This is a genomic window from Tabrizicola oligotrophica, assembly GCF_011008935.1.
GTDB lineage: Bacteria > Pseudomonadota > Alphaproteobacteria > Rhodobacterales > Rhodobacteraceae > Tabrizicola_A > Tabrizicola_A oligotrophica.
On sequence record NZ_JAAIVJ010000006.1, the window covers coordinates 86,167 to 106,976 of the forward strand.

Annotated in this window: 25 protein-coding genes and 1 other RNA gene; 15 read left to right on the forward strand and 11 right to left on the reverse strand. The window is 67.0% G+C overall.

The window, feature by feature from the left end; translation table 11 throughout:
• The first annotated feature begins 53 nt into the window (after positions 1-53).
• Both G4Z14_RS11375 and G4Z14_RS11380 read left to right on the forward strand, forming a co-directional pair.
• Entirely contained in the window at positions 54-752 is a 699-nt protein-coding gene (locus G4Z14_RS11375) for an AzlC family ABC transporter permease (RefSeq protein WP_164625785.1), read from the forward strand.
• Positions 749-1,075: an AzlD domain-containing protein gene (locus G4Z14_RS11380; RefSeq protein WP_164625787.1), complete on the forward strand. Its 327-nt coding sequence runs from the start codon at positions 749-751 to the stop codon at positions 1,073-1,075. The genes G4Z14_RS11375 and G4Z14_RS11380 overlap by 4 nt, the downstream gene beginning before the upstream one ends.
• On the opposite strand, the gene G4Z14_RS11385 is transcribed toward G4Z14_RS11380, so the two are convergent.
• The 6 genes from G4Z14_RS11385 to G4Z14_RS11410 form a co-directional block, all read right to left on the reverse strand.
• Entirely contained in the window at positions 1,076-1,729 is a 654-nt protein-coding gene (locus G4Z14_RS11385) for a hypothetical protein (protein ID WP_164625789.1), read from the reverse strand.
• Positions 1,730-1,760: 31 nt separating this feature from the next.
• Positions 1,761-1,895, reverse strand: coding sequence for an aa3-type cytochrome c oxidase subunit IV (locus tag G4Z14_RS11390; RefSeq protein WP_164625791.1), 135 nt, complete (start codon positions 1,893-1,895; stop codon positions 1,761-1,763).
• A 123-nt stretch (positions 1,896-2,018) separates the two neighbouring features.
• Complete coding sequence (rpiB, locus tag G4Z14_RS11395; protein WP_164625793.1) at positions 2,019-2,468, reverse strand: ribose 5-phosphate isomerase B; 450 nt, start codon at positions 2,466-2,468, stop codon at positions 2,019-2,021.
• 88 nt (positions 2,469-2,556) lie between these two features.
• Entirely contained in the window at positions 2,557-3,042 is a 486-nt protein-coding gene (locus G4Z14_RS11400) for a DUF6173 family protein (protein WP_164625794.1), read from the reverse strand.
• 72 nt (positions 3,043-3,114) lie between these two features.
• Complete coding sequence (locus G4Z14_RS11405) at positions 3,115-4,131, reverse strand: MBL fold metallo-hydrolase (protein WP_321573034.1); 1,017 nt, start codon at positions 4,129-4,131, stop codon at positions 3,115-3,117.
• Complete coding sequence (locus G4Z14_RS11410; RefSeq protein WP_164625796.1) at positions 4,131-5,831, reverse strand: acyl-CoA dehydrogenase; 1,701 nt, start codon at positions 5,829-5,831, stop codon at positions 4,131-4,133. The genes G4Z14_RS11405 and G4Z14_RS11410 overlap by 1 nt, the downstream gene beginning before the upstream one ends.
• Positions 5,832-5,939: 108 nt before the next feature.
• Between G4Z14_RS11410 and G4Z14_RS11415 the strand changes: the two genes are divergently transcribed.
• Positions 5,940-6,911, forward strand: coding sequence for an L-threonylcarbamoyladenylate synthase (locus G4Z14_RS11415; RefSeq protein WP_164625798.1), 972 nt, complete (start codon positions 5,940-5,942; stop codon positions 6,909-6,911).
• Between the two features lie 20 nt (positions 6,912-6,931).
• Here the strand turns inward: G4Z14_RS11415 and G4Z14_RS11420 are convergent, their stop codons facing one another.
• From G4Z14_RS11420 to G4Z14_RS11430, 3 genes are all read right to left on the reverse strand, one after another.
• A complete protein-coding gene (locus tag G4Z14_RS11420) occupies positions 6,932-7,612 on the reverse strand; it encodes a fumarylacetoacetate hydrolase family protein (RefSeq protein WP_164625800.1) in 681 nt (226 codons plus the stop codon).
• A gap of 4 nt (positions 7,613-7,616) precedes the next feature.
• Positions 7,617-9,179 (reverse strand): D-alanyl-D-alanine carboxypeptidase family protein, encoded by a 1,563-nt coding sequence (locus G4Z14_RS11425; protein ID WP_164625802.1) that lies wholly within the window; start codon positions 9,177-9,179, stop codon positions 7,617-7,619.
• 148 nt (positions 9,180-9,327) lie between these two features.
• Complete coding sequence (locus G4Z14_RS11430; protein ID WP_164625804.1) at positions 9,328-10,050, reverse strand: HAD family hydrolase; 723 nt, start codon at positions 10,048-10,050, stop codon at positions 9,328-9,330.
• Positions 10,051-10,219: 169 nt separating this feature from the next.
• On the opposite strand from G4Z14_RS11430, the gene clpS reads away from it, so the two are divergent.
• Genes clpS through G4Z14_RS11445 form a run of 3 tightly spaced genes read left to right on the forward strand, consistent with a single transcriptional unit; the run spans position 10,220 to position 12,340 of the window.
• Positions 10,220-10,498: an ATP-dependent Clp protease adapter ClpS gene (gene clpS, locus G4Z14_RS11435; protein ID WP_164625806.1), complete on the forward strand. Its 279-nt coding sequence runs from the start codon at positions 10,220-10,222 to the stop codon at positions 10,496-10,498.
• Positions 10,499-10,516: 18 nt separating this feature from the next.
• A complete protein-coding gene (locus G4Z14_RS11440; protein ID WP_164625808.1) occupies positions 10,517-11,503 on the forward strand; it encodes a class I SAM-dependent methyltransferase in 987 nt (328 codons plus the stop codon).
• An 18-nt stretch (positions 11,504-11,521) separates the two neighbouring features.
• The gene (locus G4Z14_RS11445) at positions 11,522-12,340 is read left to right on the forward strand and encodes an SDR family NAD(P)-dependent oxidoreductase (protein ID WP_164625810.1); all 819 of its coding nucleotides are present in this window, start codon (positions 11,522-11,524) and stop codon (positions 12,338-12,340) included.
• Between the two features lie 52 nt (positions 12,341-12,392).
• On the opposite strand, the gene G4Z14_RS11450 is transcribed toward G4Z14_RS11445, so the two are convergent.
• Positions 12,393-12,782, reverse strand: coding sequence for a hypothetical protein (locus G4Z14_RS11450; RefSeq protein ID WP_164625812.1), 390 nt, complete (start codon positions 12,780-12,782; stop codon positions 12,393-12,395).
• A gap of 139 nt (positions 12,783-12,921) precedes the next feature.
• On the opposite strand from G4Z14_RS11450, the gene hemF reads away from it, so the two are divergent.
• Genes hemF through G4Z14_RS11465 form a run of 3 tightly spaced genes read left to right on the forward strand, consistent with a single transcriptional unit; the run spans position 12,922 to position 14,771 of the window.
• The gene (hemF, locus tag G4Z14_RS11455) at positions 12,922-13,791 is read left to right on the forward strand and encodes an oxygen-dependent coproporphyrinogen oxidase (protein ID WP_164625814.1); all 870 of its coding nucleotides are present in this window, start codon (positions 12,922-12,924) and stop codon (positions 13,789-13,791) included.
• Complete coding sequence (locus tag G4Z14_RS11460; protein ID WP_164625816.1) at positions 13,782-14,399, forward strand: LysE family translocator; 618 nt, start codon at positions 13,782-13,784, stop codon at positions 14,397-14,399. Before hemF ends, G4Z14_RS11460 begins: the two co-directional genes overlap by 10 nt.
• Before the next feature lie 9 nt (positions 14,400-14,408).
• Entirely contained in the window at positions 14,409-14,771 is a 363-nt protein-coding gene (locus G4Z14_RS11465) for a hypothetical protein (protein ID WP_164625818.1), read from the forward strand.
• A gap of 7 nt (positions 14,772-14,778) precedes the next feature.
• Here the strand turns inward: G4Z14_RS11465 and G4Z14_RS11470 are convergent, their stop codons facing one another.
• On the reverse strand, positions 14,779-15,471 hold the full coding sequence (locus G4Z14_RS11470) for a metal-dependent hydrolase (RefSeq protein ID WP_164625820.1): 693 nt from the start codon (positions 15,469-15,471) through the stop codon (positions 14,779-14,781).
• A gap of 184 nt (positions 15,472-15,655) precedes the next feature.
• Between G4Z14_RS11470 and gatC the strand changes: the two genes are divergently transcribed.
• From gatC to G4Z14_RS11500, 6 genes are all read left to right on the forward strand, one after another.
• A complete protein-coding gene (gatC, locus tag G4Z14_RS11475; RefSeq protein WP_164625822.1) occupies positions 15,656-15,943 on the forward strand; it encodes an Asp-tRNA(Asn)/Glu-tRNA(Gln) amidotransferase subunit GatC in 288 nt (95 codons plus the stop codon).
• A 4-nt stretch (positions 15,944-15,947) separates the two neighbouring features.
• Entirely contained in the window at positions 15,948-17,435 is a 1,488-nt protein-coding gene (gene gatA, locus G4Z14_RS11480; RefSeq protein ID WP_164625824.1) for an Asp-tRNA(Asn)/Glu-tRNA(Gln) amidotransferase subunit GatA, read from the forward strand.
• A 212-nt stretch (positions 17,436-17,647) separates the two neighbouring features.
• Complete coding sequence (locus G4Z14_RS11485; protein ID WP_227751681.1) at positions 17,648-18,262, forward strand: hypothetical protein; 615 nt, start codon at positions 17,648-17,650, stop codon at positions 18,260-18,262.
• On the forward strand, positions 18,259-18,903 hold the full coding sequence (locus G4Z14_RS11490) for an N-acetylmuramoyl-L-alanine amidase (protein ID WP_164625828.1): 645 nt from the start codon (positions 18,259-18,261) through the stop codon (positions 18,901-18,903). Before G4Z14_RS11485 ends, G4Z14_RS11490 begins: the two co-directional genes overlap by 4 nt.
• Positions 18,904-19,047: 144 nt before the next feature.
• An RNA gene (rnpB, locus tag G4Z14_RS11495) (RNase P RNA component class A) lies at positions 19,048-19,463 on the forward strand.
• A gap of 86 nt (positions 19,464-19,549) precedes the next feature.
• Positions 19,550-20,743: a glycosyltransferase family 2 protein gene (locus G4Z14_RS11500; RefSeq protein WP_164625831.1), complete on the forward strand. Its 1,194-nt coding sequence runs from the start codon at positions 19,550-19,552 to the stop codon at positions 20,741-20,743.
• Positions 20,744-20,810 lie beyond the last annotated feature (67 nt).

The following is a 20,810-nucleotide window of genomic DNA, read 5'->3' on the forward strand; positions in this document are numbered from 1 at the left end:
TGCGGAAAGCCGTAAACCCCGAGCCTTGGTTCGACAAGCGGCTTGCCCTTTCCATGTCCAGTTCCCGCAAGGCTTTCTTCCGCGGCGCGGCCCATGCGCTGCCCTTCTTCGTGGTCATCGTGCCTTTTGCCATGCTGTTCGGCGTGTTGTCGTCCGAGGCGGGCCTTGGCCCCTGGGAGACACAGATCTTCTCGATTGCGGTCTTTGCCGGCGCCAGCCAGCTGGCCGCGCTGCAGCTGATGCAGGATCAGGCGCCGCTGCTGGTCATCCTTGCCACTGGCATCGCCGTCAATCTGCGGATGATGATGTATTCGGTCGCGCTGACCCCGCATCTGGGCGGCGCCCCCTTGGGCATCCGCGCGACAATCGCCTATTTCCTTGTCGATCAGAGCTTTGCCCTGTCGCTGGCAGAATTCGACAAGCGGGCCGGGCTGACCTTGCCGGAGAAGGTGGCCTATTTCTTCGGCACCATTGCGCCCATCACCGCGATCTGGAACGTCGCAACCGCCGTCGGGGTGCAGATGGGCCGCGCGGTGCCGGAAAGCTGGGGGCTGGATTTTGCCATGCCGATCACCTTCATCGGCATGACGGCGGCCATGCTGCGCACAGTGCCGCACGGGGTGGCCATGGTGGTTTCGGTGGGTGTCACGCTGGTCCTGTGGGCCATGCCCTATGGCACCGGGCTTCTGGTGGGGGCTGCGGCCGGAATGGCGGCCGGGGCCATCGCGGAAAGCTGGAAGGACAACGGATGATCGACCGCACGACCTTCTGGATCGTGGTGGCGGTGCTGGGACTTGCCACCTACCTCATCCGGTTTTCCTTTCTGGGCATCCTCGGCAACCATCCGCTGCCGCTGTGGCTGGTGCGCGCGCTGCGCTATACGGCGGTGGCGGTCTTGCCGGCGCTTGTCGCGCCCGCGGTGCTGTGGCCGCCCGCGACCGGCGGCAGCCCCGATCCGGTGCGGCTGGCGACGGTGGCGGTAACGCTGCTGGCCGGCATTTTCAGCCGCAACATGATCGCGGCCATCGCCGCGGGCGGCGTGACGTTCTATCTGCTGCCGCAGCTGATCGGCTGATCAATGTTCGGCGATGGTGATGGTCGGCTCGACCTTGACCGGGTCGATCAGCAGCACGCCATGGTTGTCGTCGGCGTCGTCGTCGGTGATCGTGCGGGTGGTGACGCCCGGCAGCGCGGCAAAGCGCTCGGACAGCTTGTTCGGGAACATCGTGGAATTGATGCCCTCAAAGCCCGGCACCTCGTCAAGGATGCCCGCAATCGAGTTGGCGCAGAACGATTTCGCCACCGCCCCGCGCGCCTTGGCCCGGGCGATCACCAGTTCGGCAACCTGCGGCGAAACCGGCACGTTCTGCTCGATCACGCGATAGGTCTCGCGGGCGTGGTAGTCGATGTAGAAGGCCACCATGCGGTCGGACATGCCATAGTGCAGGTCGTTCCGCTCGGGCAGGCGGGGGTGGTAGAAGCTGCCCGCCGGGTCGAACAGCACCCGCTCCGAGCCGTTGATGAGCAGCCCCGAATGCGCGCCGGCCCCGGTGCGGTTGTTGACCACGGTGAACAGCGTCACCATCGGCGGGCCGGCATGCACATAGCGCGCCGCCGCGACTGCGCTGTCCGGCGCAAAGGGGGCCGAGGCATTCCCCCCGCCGCAGGCAGTCAGGACCGCAAGCGCCGTGATGGCAAAGGCATTGCGGACAAGCGATTTGCGCAGCATGGGCTGGGTCCGTCGGTAACTGGTTACGGGATCAGGCGTTCACGAGCGCCATGAAGATCAGGGCGGCAATCGCCAGACCCGCCACCCAGATGCTCAGCTTCACAAAGCCGGCAAAGGTCTTTTCCTGAGCGCGGATATCCATCGAGCCATGCTTGTGTTCGGCCATGTCGCAGTCCCTTCCTGTCGCGTTTCCTTGGCCTTTAGCCGATTCATGCGCGACTGTCACGGGGGGAGACGTCGCAAACCGCCAGCAAGATTTGCCGGCGGCTGTCGTGGCCCCGGTCCGGTCTCAGGGCTCAAGCGCGGTGATCATGTCAACGCGGGTTGCATGCCGGCCGCCTTCGAACGTGGCGGTCAGGAAGGCTGTCACGATGTCCAGCGCCAGACCTTCGCCCACGACACGCGCGCCGATGGACAGCATGTTGGCATCGTTGTGCTGGCGGATCATCCGGGCCGAGAACGCATCGCCGCACACGCCGCAACGGATGCCTTTCACCTTGTTGGCGGCCATCATGATGCCCTGTCCCGTGCCGCACAGGATGATGCCCAGCTGACAGTCGCCCGAAGCCACGCGCCGCGCCGCCGCCTCGCCATGCTGCGGGTAGGGGGTGCTTTCGGGGGTCATCGGGCCGATGTCCACCGGCTCCCAGCCAAGGCTGGCGACATGGGCGGCAATGGTCTGGCGCAGGGCAATGGCGGCGTGATCGCTCGACAGGACGATGCGGGGGCGGGTGGTCATGACTGGACTCCGGTCAAGGGCAAGGTTGCCCCGTCTAGTCCGCCTGACGCCGGGAATGTCAAGCGCCCGGCGTGATGTCGCCCCGCGCTCAGGCCGAACCGTCCCCCGCTTCACCGCCGCTCCAGCCCGGCGGCAGGTGAAAGCCGATGCGGCGGGCGGGGACTTCCGGCACGGTTTTGGGCACCGCCCGCAGCATGACCGACAACTGGGTGACATGCTGGATGAGCTGCGTGTTCAGCCCTTCGTCGTCGCGGCCGTAGAAGGTCAGGATATCGGGGTCGTAATAGCCAAGACCCTCGATCCGCAGCACGCCCACTTCGGAGCCGGCAAAGCCCATGGCAACCTCGTGATTGCCATCCAGCTGGGCCTCGAAGTTGCGGATGTACTGCACTAGCCGTTCATAGGCCCAGCGTGCCGGGGATTTGTGTACGGGCTGGGGTTCGGGAAGATCCACCGGCGGGCCGGCCGGGGCGAGTGCGGTTTCGCTTTCATGGTCGGGCAGGTCGGGCAGGCCGGTGGCCTTGTGGACCGCTTCGGCCAGCTTGGCCTCTGCATCGGGGTCTTTTTGCGCCATGGTGTTCCTCCTCATGCCGCCTCCCGTTTCCTCCGAGGGGGGCGGGCAGGTGGCGCCAGTCCTGATCCGGTCTCAAAGGGCTTGCCAGAGGTAAGCCCCGTCCTGTCCCAAGGAACGCCAAACGCAGCCCCGCCGCAAGAGGCAGTTCAGATGCGCCACCGCTTCGACCAGCGCAAGGCCGTATTCGCCTTCACCGATCTGGCGCCGGAACAGGGCGGGGAAACACCCGACGGCGGTGCGGGGCGTCCGCAGATGATCCAGAAGCCGCTCCAGCGCGGCATGGTGGTTGTCGGTCATCTGCTCCAGCCGGAAGGGCAGGCCGGTGAAGGGCATCTTGTGGCCGGGCAGGACCAGGTGATCGCTGCGCGCGTGGGGTTTGAAGCTGTCGGTCGCGGCGATCCAGTCGGTTAGCGGATCGGCTTCAGGTTCGGTCGGGTAGACGCCGATGTTGGGCGATATGCCGGGCAGAAGCTGGTCGCCGCCGATCACCAGCCCGTCGTCGGACCAGAGCGTGATGTGGTCGGGCGCATGGCCCTGACCCAGCCGCACGCGCCAGCGCCGACCGGCAAGCGTCAGGGTCTGGCCTTCCTCGACGCGGGTAAAGCCAAGCGGCATCGGGGCCACCACGTCGGCAAAGTTGAAGGGCCGCTCGCCGGCGCGTTTGGCCAGCATGTCCGGCGCCATGCCTGCCCGTGCATAGAACTGCATCGCCTGCGGGCCGGGGCGGTCCTGCGCGTCGAGCGTAAGCATGCGGGCGTAAAGCCAGGCCGTGCGGGTGGTCAGCAACTCCGCGCCGCGCTCCTGAAACCAGCCGACAAGGCCGACATGGTCGGGGTGATGATGGGTCAGGAGAACCCGCGCCACCGGCTTGCCGGCCAGCGGCCCAGCCAGCGCCGTCTCCCAGATTGCGCGGGTCTTGCGGCTGTTCATGCCGCTGTCGATGAGCGTCCAGCCATCGGCATCGGCCAAGGCATAGACGTTCACATGATCCAGCGCCATCGGCAGCGGCAGGCGCAACCACAGGATGCCCTCGGCCACCTCAACCGCCTGCCCGTGCGCGGGCGGAACTTCGAAGGGATGCCGGATGATCACGCCTGCAAGACCTCGGGTGTCAGGGCATAGATCCCAGAGGCCCCCTCGCGCACCTGCGCCAGCAGCGCGCCATGTTCGGGCAGAAGCCGGCGGATGTGGAACCGGGCCAGATCGGCGCGGCTGGCATCGGCCAGCGCGGCTTTCAGGTGGCAATGTCCCCCCAGCACGCGGGCAAAGGCCCGCAGATAGGGCACCGCCCCGGCATTGCGGTCATTTCCCTGTTGTGCCAGCAGCGCCTCGGTGCCGTCGCGCAGCGCCTCGGCGGCGTGCCACAGCGGCGTGGCCAGATCGGGAAAGGCGCTGCGGGCCGCCTCGGCCCCGGCCTCGATCTCGTCGATCAGCCGGAAAGCGGCCTCGCCGCCATCCATCATCTTGCGGCCCACCAGATCCATCGCCTGAATGCCGTTGGTGCCCTCATAGATCGCCGTGACCCGCACGTCGCGGGCAAACTGCGCCGCGCCGGTCTCCTCGATAAAGCCCATGCCGCCATGCACTTGCACGCCAAGATAGGCCACCTCATTGCCGATGTCGGTGCCATAGGCCTTGGCGATGGGGGTAAGGAACGCCGCCCGGGCCGCCCATGCGGCATCCCCCGTGGCCCGGCCCATGTCGATCGCCACAGCACAGGCAAGCGCAATCGAGCGTGCGGCAAAGATCTCGGCCTTCATCTGGCCCAGCATGCGGCGCACGTCGGCGTGGTCGATGATCGCGCCTGATCCCAGCGGCGTCTTGCCCTGCTTGCGCTCCATCGCATAGGCCAGCGCCTGCTGGAATGCGGCCTCGGCCACCGAAATGCCCTGCACGCCCACACCAAGGCGGGCGTTGTTCATCATGGTGAACATCGCGGCCATGCCCTTGTGCGGCTCGCCCACCAGCCAGCCCCTGGCCGCGTCAAACTGCATGACGGCGGTGGGCGAGCCGTGCAGGCCAAGCTTGTGCTCAAGGCTGACCACGTTCAGGGAATTGCGTGCGCCAAGGGCGCCCTGATCGTCGGGGATGATCTTTGGCACCATGAACAGGCTGATGCCGCGCGTGCCTGCGGCCCCGTCCGGCAGGCGGGCAAGGACCAGATGGCAGACGTTCGCGCTGAAGTCGTTGTCGCCCCAGGTGATGAAGATCTTCTGCCCGGTGATGGCATAGGTGCCGTCGCCCAAGGGTTCCGCCCGGGTGCGCAGCGCGCCGACGTCCGATCCGGCCTGCGCCTCGGTCAGGTTCATCGTGGCGCACCACTCGCCCGAAATCAGCTTCGGAATATAAAGCGCCTTGATCGCGTCGCTGGCGTGATGCTCCAGGGCCTCGATCTGGCCCTGGGTCATCAGCGGGTTCAACTGCAACGACAGGCAGGCCGAGCCCATCATGTCATTGACGCAGGTGGCCAGGGCCATTGGCAATCCCATGCCGCCAAAGGCCGGATCGGCGGCGATGCCGACCCAGCCGCCTTCGGTGATCGCCTTGTAGCCTTCGGCAAAGCCGGGCGAGGTGCGCACCACGCCGTTTTCCAGCCGCGCCGGGTGCATGTCGCCCGCGCGGTTCAAAGGGGCGAGGGTTTCCTCGCAAAGCCGCCCGGCTTCGGTCAGGATCGCCTCGACGGTTTCCGGCACGGCCTCGGCAAAGCGGTCGGTTGCAGCCACGTCGGCAAAGCCCGCCACATGGTCCAGCACAAAGCGCAAATCGATCAGGGGGGCACGATAGGGCATGAAAGGCTCCGTGAGCTGTGCTTGGCAAATGGCTTGTGGCCGGGTATGGCCTTGCCCGTCAAGCTAGACCCTTTGCCCAACCCCGCAACCCCAACGCTGCGTCACGAGATGCCCGATCCCGCCCTGCCTTTGACCGAAAGCCTGTCGCCCGATGCACCGGGTCTTGCCCGCGCCGCCGCCATTCTGGCGAAAGGCGGGCTGGTGGCCTTTCCGACCGAGACGGTCTACGGGCTGGGAGGCGACGCGAAGAACAGCCTCGCGGTGGCCGGGATCTACGAGGCCAAGGGCCGGCCGCGCTTCAACCCGCTGATCGTGCATGTGGCCGATCTTGCCATGGCCGAACGCTTCGCGCTCTTCGACGACCGCGCGCGCGCGGTTGCGGCGGCTTTCTGGCCCGGCCCGCTGACGCTGGTGCTGCCGCTTTTGCCCGACACCGGCCTGTCGCCGCTGGTCACGGCAGAGCTTGACACCGTCGCGATCCGCATTCCGGCGCATCCGGTGGCACAGGCGCTGATCCGTGCCTTCGGGGGCCCGCTTGCCGCCCCCTCGGCCAATCCTTCCGGCAAGGTCTCGCCCACCCGCGCCGAGCATGTGGCGCAGGGGCTTTCGGGCCGAATCGCCGCCATTGTCGATGGGGGCGCCTGTGCGGTGGGCGTGGAATCGACGATCCTCGGCCTTGCTGGCCCCGCCACGCTGCTGCGCCCCGGCGGCGTCGCGCTGGAGGCGCTGGAGGCGTTGATCGGTCCCGTCGCGCTGCGCCAGACGGGCGACAAGCTCAGCGCGCCGGGGCAACTGGCCAGCCACTACGCCCCCGCCGCGCCCCTGCGCCTGAACGCGCAGCCCGCGGCCGGAGAGGTTCACATCGGGTTCGGTCCCGATACCGCAGCCGGCCCGGCGACGCTGAACCTGTCACCCGCCGGCGATCTGGCAGAGGCTGCCGCCAACCTCTTTCACATGCTGCGCGAGGCGGATCGTCTGGCCGGGCCGCAAGGCCGGATTTCCGCGGCCCCGATCCCGAACGAAGGGCTCGGCCGCGCCATCAACGACCGGCTCGCCCGCGCCGCGGCTCCGCGCCCCTAGCGGCCTGCGCCGGGGTCCGGTCAGTTCACCGTGACACTGGCCGGCGAAAGCCCGTCGATCTCTACCGTGCAGGTCTGGCCGCGGGCAATCGGGCCGACGCCCGCCGGCGTGCCGGTCATGATGAGATCGCCGGGCGCCAGCGCCACCAGCCGGGACAGATGGGCGATGATGTCGGGCACCGGCCAGATCATTTCGGACAAGGCCGCGTCCTGCGTCACGCGCCTGCCGACCGAGCAGCGGATGCGGCCTTGCGGCACTTCTGCCCCCTGCCGGATCGCCCCGATCACTGCGCTTTGGTCGAATCCCTTCGCCATGTCCCAGGGCCGGCGTGCCGCCTTGGCGGCGGCCTGCAGGTCGCGGCGGGTCAGGTCATTGCCCGCGGTATAGCCGAAGACCAGCGCCAGGGCCTCGGCTGGCGGAACCGCAACCCCGGCGCGGCCGATGGCCACGACAAGCTCGGCCTCGTGATGCAGGTCCGTGGTGGCGAGCGGGTAGGGGATCTGCGCCCCGCTTTCCACCACTGCATCGGCGGGCTTGGTGAAGAAGAACGGCGGCTCGGCTGCCGGGTCATGGCCCATCTCGCGGGCATGTTCGGCATAGTTGCGCCCGACGCAGAAGATCCGGCGGACCGCAAAGCGCTCGGCCCGCCCGTCAATGGCGATGGAAACCGGCGGCGGCGGGGCAAAGACGAACCCCGCCATGCGCTCACTCGCCCAGCGTGAAGCAGGAAACGCCCTTGGCCTGCAACCGCGAACAGGCGATTTCGGCCTCGCGCTGGGTCAGGCCCACGACGTTGGCGTCAAAGCCCTTCTTGCCCTTGACCACCTTGCGCAGGCCGTTGCCCAGCGTCGCGCCCTCGGCCAGCACCGTCTTGGTCAGGAAGCGATCGGCCTCGTAATTGCTGGAAAAGCGACCCACGGTCACGCCGTAATGCCGCCCGCCCGAGGTTGACAGGGTAATCACCTCGGCCTCGGTCGCCTCCACTTCGGCCGCATCGGCCTTGGCGATCTGCGGTTCGTCATAGATCGGGGCCTTGCGCTTTGGCGGGCGCGGGGCGACGGCGACCAGCGCCAGCTGCGTGCCGGAGGCCGGGGCGGCGGTCACAGTCAGCTCTTGCGGCGCGGTCTCGGCTTCGGCCAAGGCCACAGCCTGACCTTCCAGACTGTCGGCGGGCGGCGGCGGGGCGGTGGCTTCGGCCAGGGCGCCGGCAATACTGTCCTGCATCGCGGCCACGGCCTGACCCGCAGCCTCGCCGGTCTCGGGGCGGGCCATCGGCCGGGGAGAGCTGGCAACCGCCATCTGCACCCGGATGGTCTTGGCCGCGCCGCCCTCGATCTCGGGCAAGGCCTCGTCGGTCCCGGCATCGGCCACCAGCGCCTCGTCATCGGCGGGGGCGACCTTGGTCGGCGGTTCTTCGACCACGTTCTTGCCGGCCTTGCGGAAGCCAAGGTCCAGCAGGTCGGCCATCTTGGCGTTACGGTCGGCGGTGGATTTGCCACCGAACACCGTGGCGATGATCCGCACCCCGCCGCGCTCGGCGCTGCCGGTCAGGTTGAAGCCCGCTGCGTCGGTATAGCCGGTCTTGATGCCGTCGGCGCCCTTGTAGGCGTCAAGGAAGCGGCGGTTGGTATTGTTCACCTCGGCCATGCCGGCATCGGTCGATCGGCGCGAGAAGATGTTGTAATATTGCGGGAAATCGTAAAACAGGTGCCGGCCAAGGATGGACATGTCGCGCGTGGTGGACAGATGGCCCTTGGCCGTCAGGCCGTTGGCATTCTTGAAGGTGGTGTTCTTCATGCCAAGCGCCTTCGCGGTTTTGGTCATGCGGGCGGCAAAGCTTGCGGTGTCGCCGCCGATATGGTCGCCGATCGCGGCCGCGGCGTCATTGGCCGATTTTACCGCCGCCGCCCGGATCAGATAGCGCAGTTGGATCTTCTGCCCGGCCTTCAGCCCAAGGCGCGAGGGCGGCTGCCCGGCTGCATTCTTCGACACCGTCACCATGGTATCCAGCGACAGCCGGCCGCGCTCGATCTCTTCAAACGCGATATACAGCGTCATCATCTTGGTCAGCGAGGCCGGGTGCAGGCGGGTATCGGCATTCTCGGAATAGAGCGTCTCGCCGGTGCGGGCGTCCATCACATAGGCGGCATAGGGGGCGGCATCCGCCGCTTGCGGGCCGGAACAGGCCGCAAGCAGCGCAAAGGCCGCGAATGCAATGAAATTGCGGACATACTGCCCCGCCCGGAGCGCAATGGCCTTGCCGATCATATTCTGCCTCGATGCCCCCTGTTGCCGGAGGCTTATCTGTTCTTTGCAAAAGTCTAGCATGAGCCGCGCAGTCGGAAAACCCCTTTGTTTCAATGGGTTTCGCGTCATTCTTCAAAGTTGCAATTTGCCGCTGCCGCCCCTGTCCCTACTACCTGTTGTGGGGTGAGGCCAGCTTGCCCACCAAATCGGGCAGCAACGACAGGTCGGGCAGGTGGTGAAACCGGCCGTGACCGGTGGGCGGATCGGCGCGTTCCAGCGCCCAGGTCAGCTCATGCGGCACATGCACGCCCCAGCCGCCTGCCGCCAGCATCGGCAGCACGTCGGATTTCAGCGAATTGCCGACCATCAGCCCCTGATCCGCGCCGGTGCCATGGCGGGCAAAGGCGGCGCGGTAGATCTCGGGCGTCTTGTCGGACACGATCTCCACCCCGTCGAACAGCTCGCCCAGACCCGACTGCGCGAGCTTGCGCTCCTGATCCAGAAGATCGCCCTTGGTGATGAGGACGACGCGGTATTCGGCGGCCAGCGCCGTCACCGTCGCCCGCGCGTGGGGCAAGAGGTTGACGGGATGCTCCAGCATCTCGCGCCCCGCCGCCAGAATTTCTCCGATGACCGAGGCCGGCACCTGCCCGCCGGAAACCTCGATCGCGGTTTCGATCATCGACAGGGTAAAGCCCTTGACGCCAAAGCCATAGGCCCCAAGGTTGCGCCGCTCGGCGGCCAGCAGCCGGTCGTGCAGACGGACGGGGTCGGAATGGTCGGCCAGCAGCCGGGTGAACCGGTCCTGCGTCAGGCGAAAGAAGGTCTCGTTGTGCCAAAGCGTGTCGTCGGCATCGAATCCGATGGTGGTCAGCATGGGGAACTCCTTCATCCTGCAGGCTTTGCGGAGCGGGGGTCTTTTCGCAAGCCGGAAATCCGCTATATTCCGATGTCAGACCCCGCATTTGCGAATCCCGGACCACGAGGCGACCTTGGCGCTTGAGCCCTACACATTGTCGGACAACGGGAACGGGCCGGGACGCGGCCCGGAAACCGGGCTCATGACCAGAACCAAGACGCGCACCCAGCGCCCGCCGCTGTTCAAGGTCATGCTCTTGAACGACGATTATACGCCGATGGAATTCGTCGTGCATGTTCTGGAGCGGTTCTTCGGACTGAACCATGCGCAGGCCTTCGAAATCATGCTGACCGTTCACAAGAAGGGGCTCGCGGTGGTGGGGGTGTTCTCCTATGAGATCGCCGAGACCAAAGTGGCGCAGGTGATGGATTTCGCCCGCCGGCACCAGCATCCGTTGCAATGCACCATGGAAAAGGAGTAGGCCGGAAGGCCCCCGCCCATGCGATCTGCCCGCCTTGAAATGGCGCTGGAGAGCGGCGCCTTTGTCGTGCCGCCCGAAGGCGATGTCGTCGTGCTGGCGCCGCAGGCCGGCGATGACCTTTCGGCGCTGCCAAAGCTGCGGGTTGTGGTGCTGACCGGGTTCAAGCCGGATTACGACCACTTTCAGCGGCTGGGTTACCGGATGGACACCGCCCGCGCGACGGCAGCCGTGCTGTGCCTGCCGCGCGCCAAGGCCGAGGCTTTGGCCTTGATCGCGCAGGCCTTTTCACTTTTGCCCGCCGGGGCGCCGGTGCTGGTGGACGGGCAAAAGACCGACGGGCCGGAAGCAGTGTTGAAGCTGGCCTGCGCGGCGGGCATTGCCCATGGCGAGGTGATCTCGAAAGCCCATGGCAAGGCCTTTGTCCTGCGCGCCGGTCCGGCGCCCGCGGGTTGGACCGCGGCGCCGCGGCGGGTTGCTGGCGGGTTTGTTACCCGACCCGGCGTGTTCTCGGCCGACGGACCGGATCGGGGCTCGGAGCTGCTGGCGGCGGTCCTGCCGGACAAGATCAAGGGCCATGTCGCCGATCTGGGGGCAGGCTGGGGCTATCTTGCCCGCGCCATTCTGGCCCGGCAGGGCGTGACCTCGCTGGATCTGGTGGAGGCCGACCGCGAGGCGCTGGACTGTGCCCGCGAAAACATCACCGACCCGCGCGCCCAGTTCCATTGGGCCGATGCCACCGGCTTCAAACCGGCCCGGCCTTGGGATGCGGTGGTGATGAACCCGCCGTTTCACACCTCGCGCGCTGCGGACCCCGAACTGGGCGCGGCCTTCATCCGCGCCGCGCATCGTGGCCTCTTGCCGACCGGCACGCTCTGGCTGGTCGCCAATCGCCACCTTCCCTATGATCGCATCCTGACGCCCCTGTTCCGCAGCGTGGAGGACATCGGCGGTGACGCCGCCTTCCGCCTGATCCGCGCCGCAAACCCGATCCGCGCGCGGCTCTGACTTCTCGAAAGGAAGCCCATGTCCTTCTCCATCTCCGGCAAGACCGCCATCGTCACCGGCTCGGCCAACGGCATCGGGCTCGCCATTGCCCGGCATTTTCTGGACAAGGGCGTGCAGGTGATGTTCGCCGACATGGACGAAGCGCGGCTGACCGATGAAATCGGCGACGAGGCGCGCGGCGATGGTCCGGTGCGGATGTTCTCGGGCGACCTGCGGCAGAAGCTGACCATCGCCAACCTCCTGTCGGCCACGATCGACGCCTTTGACCGGGTGGACATTCTGGTCAATGCCAGCCGGATGATGAAGGTCTCGGATCCGCTGAAGGTCGAGGAGGATGCGGTCGAGGAGATGATCCAGCAGAACCTGATGACCAGCCTGCGGCTCAGCCAGATGACCGCGCGGCGGATGATGAAGCAGGCTGAGGGTCTGGCCGAAACCGACGGGCCGCAGCCGGCAGCAGGCAGCATCATCAACCTGTCGTCGATTGCCGCGACCCGGACGCAGACCTGCCTGATGGGCTATTCCATCGCCTCGGCGGCGGTGGATCAGATGACCCGCTCGATGGCCGTGGCGCTGGCGCCGCACGGCATCCGCGTCAATGCCGTGGCCTTCGGCTCGGTGCTGTCGGGCAGCCTGCAAGCGGCGCTGAAGGCCGAGCCGGACTGGCGCGGGCAGATCGAGGCCGGCACGCCGCTTGGCCGCATCGCGCCGGCCTCGGAGATCGTGGAGACCGTGCAATATCTCGCCTCGGACGCCTCGTCCTTCCTGACCGGGCAGGTGTTGACGGTCGACGGCGGGCGCAGCCTGCTGGATTCAGTGTTCGCCCCGGCGCATTGAGCCGCCCCGGGGGTGCCTTGCAAGGAGTGCCCGGAACGGGCTTCGACGCGCCCTATTCGGGGTATTTCGTCCGGCAGGCGGCAATGACGCCTTCGGCGGCGGCGGCAAGACTCGCCCGCTTGGCTTTCAGGCTTTGCAGCTTGGCGGCCTCGGCGTTCAGGTCGATGGCCACTTCACGCCTCACCGTGACGGGGACCTGATCATAACACATCCGGCGCACGGGTTTCGGACGCGCGGCGGTCGGCATCGGCGTGCAGTCAATCCAATCCGGTTCGTAGACGGTTTCTGTCTCAATGGCATAGCCGCGTGCGATGTTGCTTTCGGATTCGCGGATCAGCCGGTCGACGACCTGCAAGTCGCGGGTATTGATGCTGATGCACTGCTCTTGCGGGGTGCCGCAGGCGGCAAGCAGCAGAAATGATGCAAGGAAAAGGCGTTTCATGAGGGCGACTCGCAAGGATGACCACTGCGCCCCACTATACGCTTTGCCCGCCGCTATGCCATATCACGCCGCCCCGTTCGCGGCACGTTGAGCCGCCACGCGGCGGGTGTTAGGCAGGGTTGCAGCAAGGAGATTGCCGATGACCGATGATGTCGCCGTTCGCAAGGGCGAGGCCGCCACCTGGTTCCGCACCCTGCGGGACCGGATCGTGGCCGCCTTCGAAGAGCTGGAACGCCGGGCGGCGCCGGTGGGAACGCCGCCTGCGACGTTCGAGGTCACGCCCACCACACGCGCCGATGACGGCGGCGGCGGGATCATGTCGGTGCTGCGCGGCGGTCTTGTGTTCGAGAAAGTCGGGGTCAACTGGTCGGAGGTGCATGGCACTTTGGGCGAGCGCGCGCAAAAGGCCATGGCGGCGCGCGGCGTGCCGGGGATCGAGGGCGATCCGCGGTTTTGGGCCAGCGGCATCTCTCTGGTGGCGCATATGGTGAACCCCCATACCCCCGCCGTCCACATGAACACCCGGATGTTCTGGACCCCCGGCGCCTGGTGGTTCGGCGGGGGGGCCGATCTCAACCCCTGCATCGAATACCCCGAGGACACCGCGCATTTTCACGCCGAGATGAAGCGGGCCTGCGATGCCCATGACCCGGCCTATTACGCCCGCTTCAAGGCCTGGGCGGACGAGTATTTCTTTGTTCCCCATCGTGGCCGGGCGCGCGGAGTGGGCGGCATCTTCTATGATGATCTGAACACCGGCGACTGGCAGGCCGATTTCGCGTTTACCCGAAGCGTGGGCGAGGCTTTCCTGCCCGCTTTCCTGCCGGTGACCGAACGCCGCCTTGGCACGCCGGCGTCAGAGGCCGACCGCGAGACCCAGCTCATCCATCGCGGGCTTTATGCCGAATACAACCTTGTCTACGACCGCGGCACCAGATTCGGGCTGGAAACCGGCCATGACGCCAATGCCGTGCTGATGAGCCTGCCGCCGGTGGCCAAGTGGACCTGACAGCGGGGGCGCTGGCAGGCTTTCTGCTGACCGTGCTGATCGTCGAGATCACCCCCGGCCCGAACATGGTCTGGCTGGCGCTGATGTCGGCCACCGAAGGGCGTCGGACGGGCATGGCGGCGGTGGCGGGAATCACGCTTGGTCTGGCGCTGCAGGGCGCCTTGGCCATGGCAGGGATCAGCGCGCTGTTCGAGGCTGTGCCAGCCGCCTATCAGGCCCTGCGCTGGGCGGGTGTCGGATACCTGCTGTGGTTGGGCTGGCAAAGCTGGCAGGATGCCGGCAATCCGGCGCATCACCGGCCCGGTGGCGGCGAGACGCCGGGCGCGGCCTTTCGTTCGGGCCTGGTGACCAATCTGCTGAACCCCAAGGCGGCACTGTTCTATCTTGCCATGTTGCCTGGTTTTCTGCCGAAGGGCAGCGGCTGGCCGGATGCGGCGCTGCTTGTGCTGCTTTATCTGATCGTGGCAAGCAGCGTTCACCTTGGCATCTGCCTTGCTGCGGCCAAGGCCCGGCGGATCGCGGAAAACCCGGTGGCCTCGGCGCGGCTGCACCGGGTTCAGGCGCTGGCGCTGGGGTTGGTGGCGCTTTGGGTGCTGGCAAAGACGTAAGGAGTGACCATGGCGGATATCACGATCAGGGCGGCCTATGCCTCGGTGGTTGAGGATGAAGAAGAAGGCCAGCTGTTTGTCGGCTTCGCGGAAGGCGAGGCCGAGGACGAGGTCTATTGCCTCTTTCGCCAGCCGCTGACTGGCGGCCCGGTCTGGTTCGAGGTGACGGATGACAGCTTTGGCGCGGAAGATGCGCTGGAGCGGGTGGTAGCCGGCCCGAAGGGGCTGGAGATCACCTTGAAGCCCGCGCTTGCCGGGCGGTTCGGTTGGGCCTCATCGGTGGCGGTCAAGGCCGGGCCGGTCTGCGAGGGCCGGGATGAGGCCTTTGCCGCCCTCGCCGCCATGCTCGGTCCGGTCTGGCAGGCTGCCTGAGCCCGGCCTAAAGCGCAATCGCCTGCAGCACCTGCGGTTCGATGACGCGAACCCCGGGCAGGCCATCTGCCAGAACGCCGGCCGATTGCGCCAGCGCCGGGAAGGTGCGGTAGTGGCAGGGGATCACCGTCTTGAAATTGAAGAACCGACGCGCGGCAAAGGCGGCGCGCGCCATGTCCATGGTGTAATGCCCGCCCGCCGCCAGAATGCCGATGTCGGGCTGGTGATATTCGCCCATCCAGCCCATGTCGGCCATGATGTCGGTATCGCCCGAGACATAGGTCACATGGCCGTCGCCCGCGATCATGAACCCCGCCTCGGCCCCGGCATAACGCGGGCCGTCGGGGGTGGAGACCGACGAGGAATGGCAGGCGTTCACCATGGTCACGCGGGCACCGCCCAGATCGACCGTGCCGCCCTTGTTGAAACCGATGGTCGCCACGCCCTCCTTGGCCTCCAGCCAGCTCATCAGGTCATAGATGCCGACGAGGGGGATGCGCCGTTCCCTGCCAATGGCTGCGGCATCGGAGGAATGGTCGCCGTGCCCGTGGGTGACAAGCACATGGGTCGCGCCGGCAATCGCCTCGGCCCGGCGGCCGGCGGGAAACATCGGATTGCCGGTCAGCCAGGGGTCGATCAGCAGGACCGCCTGTTCGATCTCGATGCGAAAGCCGGAATGGCCAAGCCAGATGATGCGCATGGGGGTGCCTCGTGAACCTGTCCGGCAAAGTCTAGCGTGATCCGGGATTCGGGGAAGGGCCGACCTCGCCATGGCGGTTGGTCGGGCGCTCGTGTGTCGGCAGGGTGCAAAAGCCGCGCCCCAAGGCTTGCAGGACCGGGGGCGGGGGGCTAAACGGGGCCAGACTCTTTTTCCGAGGTTTTCCATGTCCATCGACATCGACACCGCCCGCAAGGTGGCCAAGCTGGCGCGCATCCGCGTCGAAGAAGCGGCGCTGCCCGAGCTTGCCCGCGAACTGTCGGGCATCCTCGGGTTCATGGAACAGCTCAACGAGGTGAATGTCGAGGGCGTGGAGCCGATGACCTCGGTCACGCCGATGCGGCTGAAGCGGCGGGCCGATGTGGTGACGGATGGCAATATCCAGGCCCAGGTGCTGAAGAACGCCCCCGACGCCCGCGAGGGCTTTTTCGCCGTCCCGAAGGTTGTGGAGTAAGCCGATGACCACCCCGAACTCCTGGACCATCGCGGCCGCCCGCGAAGCCCTGCGCAAGGGCGAGATTTCCGCCGTCGATCTAACGATGTCCTGCCTCACCGCGATCGACGCGGGCGACGGGCTGAACGCCTTTGTCCACAAGACACCCGAGATTGCGCTGGAGCAGGCCCGCGCCGCCGATGCGCGGCTGAAGGCGGGCGATGCGCCGGCGATGTGCGGCATTCCCCTTGGCATCAAGGATCTGTTCTGCACCAAAGGCGTGCCGTCGCAGGCGGCCTCGAACATCCTGAAGGGGTTCAAGCCGGAATACGAATCGACCGTCACGACGAAGCTTTTCGATGCTGGCGCGGTGATGCTCGGCAAGCTGTCGATGGACGAATTTGCCATGGGCTCGTCCAATGAGACCGCCTGCTATGGCAATGTCGTCAGCCCCTGGCGGCGCAAGGGAGATACCACGGCGTTGACGCCCGGCGGATCGTCCGGCGGCTCGGCCTCTGCCGTGGCAGCCGATCTTTGCCTTGCCGCGACCGGCACCGACACCGGCGGCTCGATCCGCCAGCCGGCGGCCTTTACCGGCATCACCGGCATCAAGCCGACCTATGGCCGCGTCTCGCGCTGGGGAGTGGTGGCTTTCGCCTCCTCGCTGGATCAGGCCGGTCCGATGACCAAATCGGTACGCGATGCGGCGATCTTCCTCAACGCCATGTCGGGCCATGACCCGAAGGATTCGACCAGCGCCGACATCGCGGTGCCGGATTTCGAGGCGGCGCTGACCGGCGACATCCGCGGCAAGAAGATCGGCATTCCGCGCGAATACCGGCTCGATGGCATTCCGGCGGAAATTGACGCGCTCTGGCAGCAGGGCATCGAGATGCTGCGCGACGCCGGCGCCGAGATCGTCGACATCTCGCTGCCGCATACCAAATACGCGCTGCCGGCCTATTACGTCATCGCCCCCGCCGAAGCCTCGTCGAACCTCGCGCGTTATGACGGGGTGCGCTATGGCCACCGCGCCAAGCTGGCGCAGGGCGACGGCATCACCGAGATGTATGAAAAGACCCGCGCCGAGGGCTTTGGCAAAGAGGTGCAGCGCCGGATCATGGTCGGCACCTATGTGCTGTCGGCGGGGTTCTACGACGCCTATTACAACCGTGCCCGCAAGGTGCGCGCGCTCATCAAGCGCGACTTCGAACAGGTCTTCGCCGCCGGGATCGACGCGATCCTGACGCCCGCCACCCCCTCCTCGGCCTTCGGTCTGGGCGAGATTGCCAGCGCCGATCCGGTCGAGATGTATCTGAACGACGTCTTTACCGTGACGGTGAACCTTGCCGGGCTGCCGGGCATCTCGGTGCCGGTCGGGCTGGATGCCAAAGGCCTGCCGCTGGGGCTGCAACTGATCGGCAAGCCCTGGGAAGAAGGCGATCTGCTCAATCACGCCTATGTGCTGGAACGCGCCGCCGGCTTTGTTTCCAAGCCCGAAAAATGGTGGTAAGGGGCGGAAAAATTCGCCCTTCTACAAAGGCAGACATGATGCGCGTTCTTCCTGTTGTCGCCGCCGTTCTCGGTTTGGCCGCCTGTTCTCCGCAAGTCCCGGAGTCGGGAGGCGGCGTGGGGTTCACGGATTACAACTCGTACGTCCGTAACGCCCAGCCCGCCCCGGCAGTGCCGCTTGCCCCGATGAGCGCCCAGCCCGCCCCGGTGACGATGCCCCCCGCAACCGGCTTTTCGCCGGCGGGTGCCTCGGCGGCAATCGACCGCGCAACCGGCGTCACCTCGACCGATCCGGCGGCTTTCCCCGCCGCCCCCGCGCCGATGGCCTCGACGCTTGCTCCCGCGCCGATGGATACAGTGCCGCTTGACGCGAACGGCCAGCGCCCGCGCGGCAATGCGCCCGAAGGCATCAAGGAAGAAAGCGGCGAGATGACCCATGCCGGCATCTCGGACGAGAACGACTTTCAGGCCGTCAGTGCCCGCGAGACCATTGCCAGCGACAAGGAACGGATCGAGCGCAACAAGGCGCAATACACCGTCGACCAGCCCACGGCGCTGCCGTCGCGGCCGGGCGATGCCGGGGCCTCGCCGGCCATCCAGTTCGCGCTGTCCACCAGCCACCCGGTTGGCACCCAGATGTATGACCGCGCCGGGCTGAAGCTGAAAAGCCCCGACGCGGCCTGCCTGAAATATTCCTCCGACATCGAGGCGCAGGAAGATTTCCTCGCCGCCGGCGGGCCGGAGCGTGACCGCCGCGGCATCGACCCGGACGGCGACGGCTATGCCTGCGGCTGGGATCCCGCGCCCTTCCGCGCCGCCCTGCAGTGAGCCTGCCCTCGCCGAATTTTGGCGACCGGCGCGGGGGTGTCGCGCCCTCGCTGGTGGTGATCCACTACACGGCGATTTCCTGTGATGCGGCGCGCGCGCGGCTCTGCGATCCGGCGGCCGAGGTGTCGGCGCATTGGCTGATTTCCGAAACCGGCACGGCCGAGGCGCTGGTGGACGAGCGCCACCGGGCCTGGCACGCCGGCGCGGGCGGCTGGGCGGGGCTGGACGACATCAACAGCCACTCCATCGGCATCGAGCTGGCCAATGACGGCAGCCAGCCCTTTGCCGAGCCGCAGATGGTGGCGCTGGAGACGCTTCTGGCGGCCATCATGGCGCGCTGGGCGATCCCGGCCCAGCGCGTCATCGGCCATTCCGACATGGCCTTGGCCCGCAAATCCGATCCCGGCCCGCATTTCGACTGGCACAGGCTGGCACGGCAGGGTCTGGCGGTCTGGCCCGAACCGGGCAGGGCTGACGCGCCGCTTGCCGAAAGCCTGACGGCTTTCGGCTATCCCGAGGCGCCGCCCGACGTGCGCCTGGCGGCCTTCCGCCTGCGGTTCCGCCCTTGGGCAAACGGGCCGGAAGACGCCGCTGACCGCGCGCTGGCCGCTGATCTTGCGGCCCGCTTCCCCGCCGCCTGATGCGCGCGCTTCGGCGAAGGCCCTTCATCTGTTTCCAAATATCCCCGCCGGAGGCTCCTGCCGCCGGGCCGGGGCAATCCGGCGGCAGGGCCAGCGCCGCAGGGGCTTGAAGCGCCGGTGCTTTCGGCCTATGCCCGCAATCGCGCGGAGGGCTGGATGACCGCGGGCCGATCGGTTCGAGGAAAGTCCGGACTCCATGAAGGAAGGGTGCCGGGTAACGCCCGGCGGGGGCAACCCCAGGGAAAGCGCCACAGAGAAGAGACCGCCCCGCACGCGGGGTAAGGGTGAAACGGTGGGGTAAGAGCCCACCGCGGCCCTGGCAACAGGGACGGCACGGCAAGCCCCACCCGGAGCAATGCCGAATAGGGGCCTCGCGTGGAAAGGTCCGCGACCGCCGCAAGGCGACGGCGGAGACCTCCACAGGGACACTTCAGCCCAGAGGTCCGGGTTGGCAGCTTGACCGCCCCGGCAACGGGTGCGGCAGAGGAATGGTCATCCAGAGGGCAATGGCGCAAGCCGGGGCCCTTGGACAGAATCCGGCTTACAGGCCCTCCGCGCGATTTCCCCCTATGGGCAAAAGCCATGGCGATTTGCGGCGAAATGTTGAATAGTTCGCACCATCGTCAAACGGTCGCCCTGATTGCCCATGCCAAAACCCGACAAAGCCGCTACCACACCTGCCGAAAAGGTCATCGTCGCCTGCATGCGAGATGAGGCGCTGTTCGTGGTGGAATGGGTGGCGCATCATCTGGCGGCGGGGTTCGACCGGATCATCGTCTATACCAACGATTGTTCGGACGGAACCGACAGGCTGCTGGATGCCATGGCTGGCTTCGTGCCGGTCGAGCATTACGACAACCCCGGCCCCTATCCGGCCGGCACCATCCAGAAGCAGGCTCTGGAGCTGGCCTTTGCCTTGCCGCAGGTGCGGCAGGCGGAATGGGTGCTGCACATTGATGCCGATGAATACCTGAACATCGAGGCCGGAAACCGCCGCATCGACGATCTGATCACGCTTTATCCCGAGGTCGACGCCATTGCGGTGCAGTGGCGCCATTTCGGCAGCGCCGGGGTGGCGCGCTGGCAGGGGGGCTCGGTGGTGGAAACCTTCACCCGCTGCGAGCGCGAGGTGCCGGTGCCGGGGGCCGCGGCGCAGATCGGGTTCAAGACCCTGTTCCGGCCGCAGAAATTCCGCATGATGGGGGTGCATACGCCGAAGCTGCCGCTCAAACGGCGGGTGCCGGTGGTGGTCAACACCGCAGGCGTGCCGATGCCGGTGGATGCCATGTTGTCCAGGCGCAAGTCGGGCTACCCGGTCGAGGCGGCGCAGTGTACCTGGGCCAACGCGAGCCTGCACCACCACCACGTCAAGTCCGATGACCTGCATCTGCTGAAGCACGCCCGCGGCGATGCCAACGGCCGCAAGAACAAGAAGCGGGTGATCGGCTCCGACTTTTACAACCTTGCCAATCGCAACGAGGTGGAAAGCAAGTCGCTTGTCCGCTTCCGCCCGCAGGTTGCCGCCATCGAGGCGCAGATTCGCGGCCTGCCCCGGGTCGCCGAACTGGAGGCCGCCGCGATGGCCTGGTTCCGGGGGCGGTTTCAGGATCTGGTCGATGCTCGGGGTCTGGCGGAGCAGGAGGGCATTGCGCTCGACTGGCTGCGCGCCCGCATGGACGAGCTGCGCCATACCGCCGGGGCGGACCGCTTTGAACTGGCCGCCGCCGACTGGTTCCGCCGGCTTCTGGTGCAGCTGGACGAGGTGGATGAGGACGCCGACGCCCCCGCAAGCCGCGATGCCGGGGCCGGGGGCGACGCGGCGGCACGATCGGTTGCCTGAAAGGGCGCTTTTGCTGTTGACTCTGCCTTGGTCCCGGGTAAAAGGCGGGCTTCAAGGATTTGACCGG

Coding starts and splice junctions, on each gene's coding strand:
- G4Z14_RS11375 (WP_164625785.1), top strand. CDS start 54: ATGTCCAGTTCCCGCAAGGCTTTCTTCCGCGGCGCGGCCCATGCGCTG.
- G4Z14_RS11380 (WP_164625787.1), top strand. CDS start 749: ATGATCGACCGCACGACCTTCTGGATCGTGGTGGCGGTGCTGGGACTT.
- G4Z14_RS11385 (WP_164625789.1), bottom strand. CDS start 1,729: ATGCTGCGCAAATCGCTTGTCCGCAATGCCTTTGCCATCACGGCGCTT.
- G4Z14_RS11390 (WP_164625791.1), bottom strand. CDS start 1,895: ATGGCCGAACACAAGCATGGCTCGATGGATATCCGCGCTCAGGAAAAG.
- rpiB (WP_164625793.1), bottom strand. CDS start 2,468: ATGACCACCCGCCCCCGCATCGTCCTGTCGAGCGATCACGCCGCCATT.
- G4Z14_RS11400 (WP_164625794.1), bottom strand. CDS start 3,042: ATGGCGCAAAAAGACCCCGATGCAGAGGCCAAGCTGGCCGAAGCGGTC.
- G4Z14_RS11410 (WP_164625796.1), bottom strand. CDS start 5,831: ATGCCCTATCGTGCCCCCCTGATCGATTTGCGCTTTGTGCTGGACCAT.
- G4Z14_RS11415 (WP_164625798.1), top strand. CDS start 5,940: ATGCCCGATCCCGCCCTGCCTTTGACCGAAAGCCTGTCGCCCGATGCA.
- G4Z14_RS11420 (WP_164625800.1), bottom strand. CDS start 7,612: ATGGCGGGGTTCGTCTTTGCCCCGCCGCCGCCGGTTTCCATCGCCATT.
- G4Z14_RS11425 (WP_164625802.1), bottom strand. CDS start 9,179: ATGATCGGCAAGGCCATTGCGCTCCGGGCGGGGCAGTATGTCCGCAAT.
- G4Z14_RS11430 (WP_164625804.1), bottom strand. CDS start 10,050: ATGAAGGAGTTCCCCATGCTGACCACCATCGGATTCGATGCCGACGAC.
- clpS (WP_164625806.1), top strand. CDS start 10,220: ATGACCAGAACCAAGACGCGCACCCAGCGCCCGCCGCTGTTCAAGGTC.
- G4Z14_RS11440 (WP_164625808.1), top strand. CDS start 10,517: ATGCGATCTGCCCGCCTTGAAATGGCGCTGGAGAGCGGCGCCTTTGTC.
- G4Z14_RS11445 (WP_164625810.1), top strand. CDS start 11,522: ATGTCCTTCTCCATCTCCGGCAAGACCGCCATCGTCACCGGCTCGGCC.
- G4Z14_RS11450 (WP_164625812.1), bottom strand. CDS start 12,782: ATGAAACGCCTTTTCCTTGCATCATTTCTGCTGCTTGCCGCCTGCGGC.
- hemF (WP_164625814.1), top strand. CDS start 12,922: ATGACCGATGATGTCGCCGTTCGCAAGGGCGAGGCCGCCACCTGGTTC.
- G4Z14_RS11465 (WP_164625818.1), top strand. CDS start 14,409: ATGGCGGATATCACGATCAGGGCGGCCTATGCCTCGGTGGTTGAGGAT.
- G4Z14_RS11470 (WP_164625820.1), bottom strand. CDS start 15,471: ATGCGCATCATCTGGCTTGGCCATTCCGGCTTTCGCATCGAGATCGAA.
- gatC (WP_164625822.1), top strand. CDS start 15,656: ATGTCCATCGACATCGACACCGCCCGCAAGGTGGCCAAGCTGGCGCGC.
- gatA (WP_164625824.1), top strand. CDS start 15,948: ATGACCACCCCGAACTCCTGGACCATCGCGGCCGCCCGCGAAGCCCTG.
- G4Z14_RS11485 (WP_227751681.1), top strand. CDS start 17,648: ATGCCCCCCGCAACCGGCTTTTCGCCGGCGGGTGCCTCGGCGGCAATC.
- G4Z14_RS11500 (WP_164625831.1), top strand. CDS start 19,550: ATGCCAAAACCCGACAAAGCCGCTACCACACCTGCCGAAAAGGTCATC.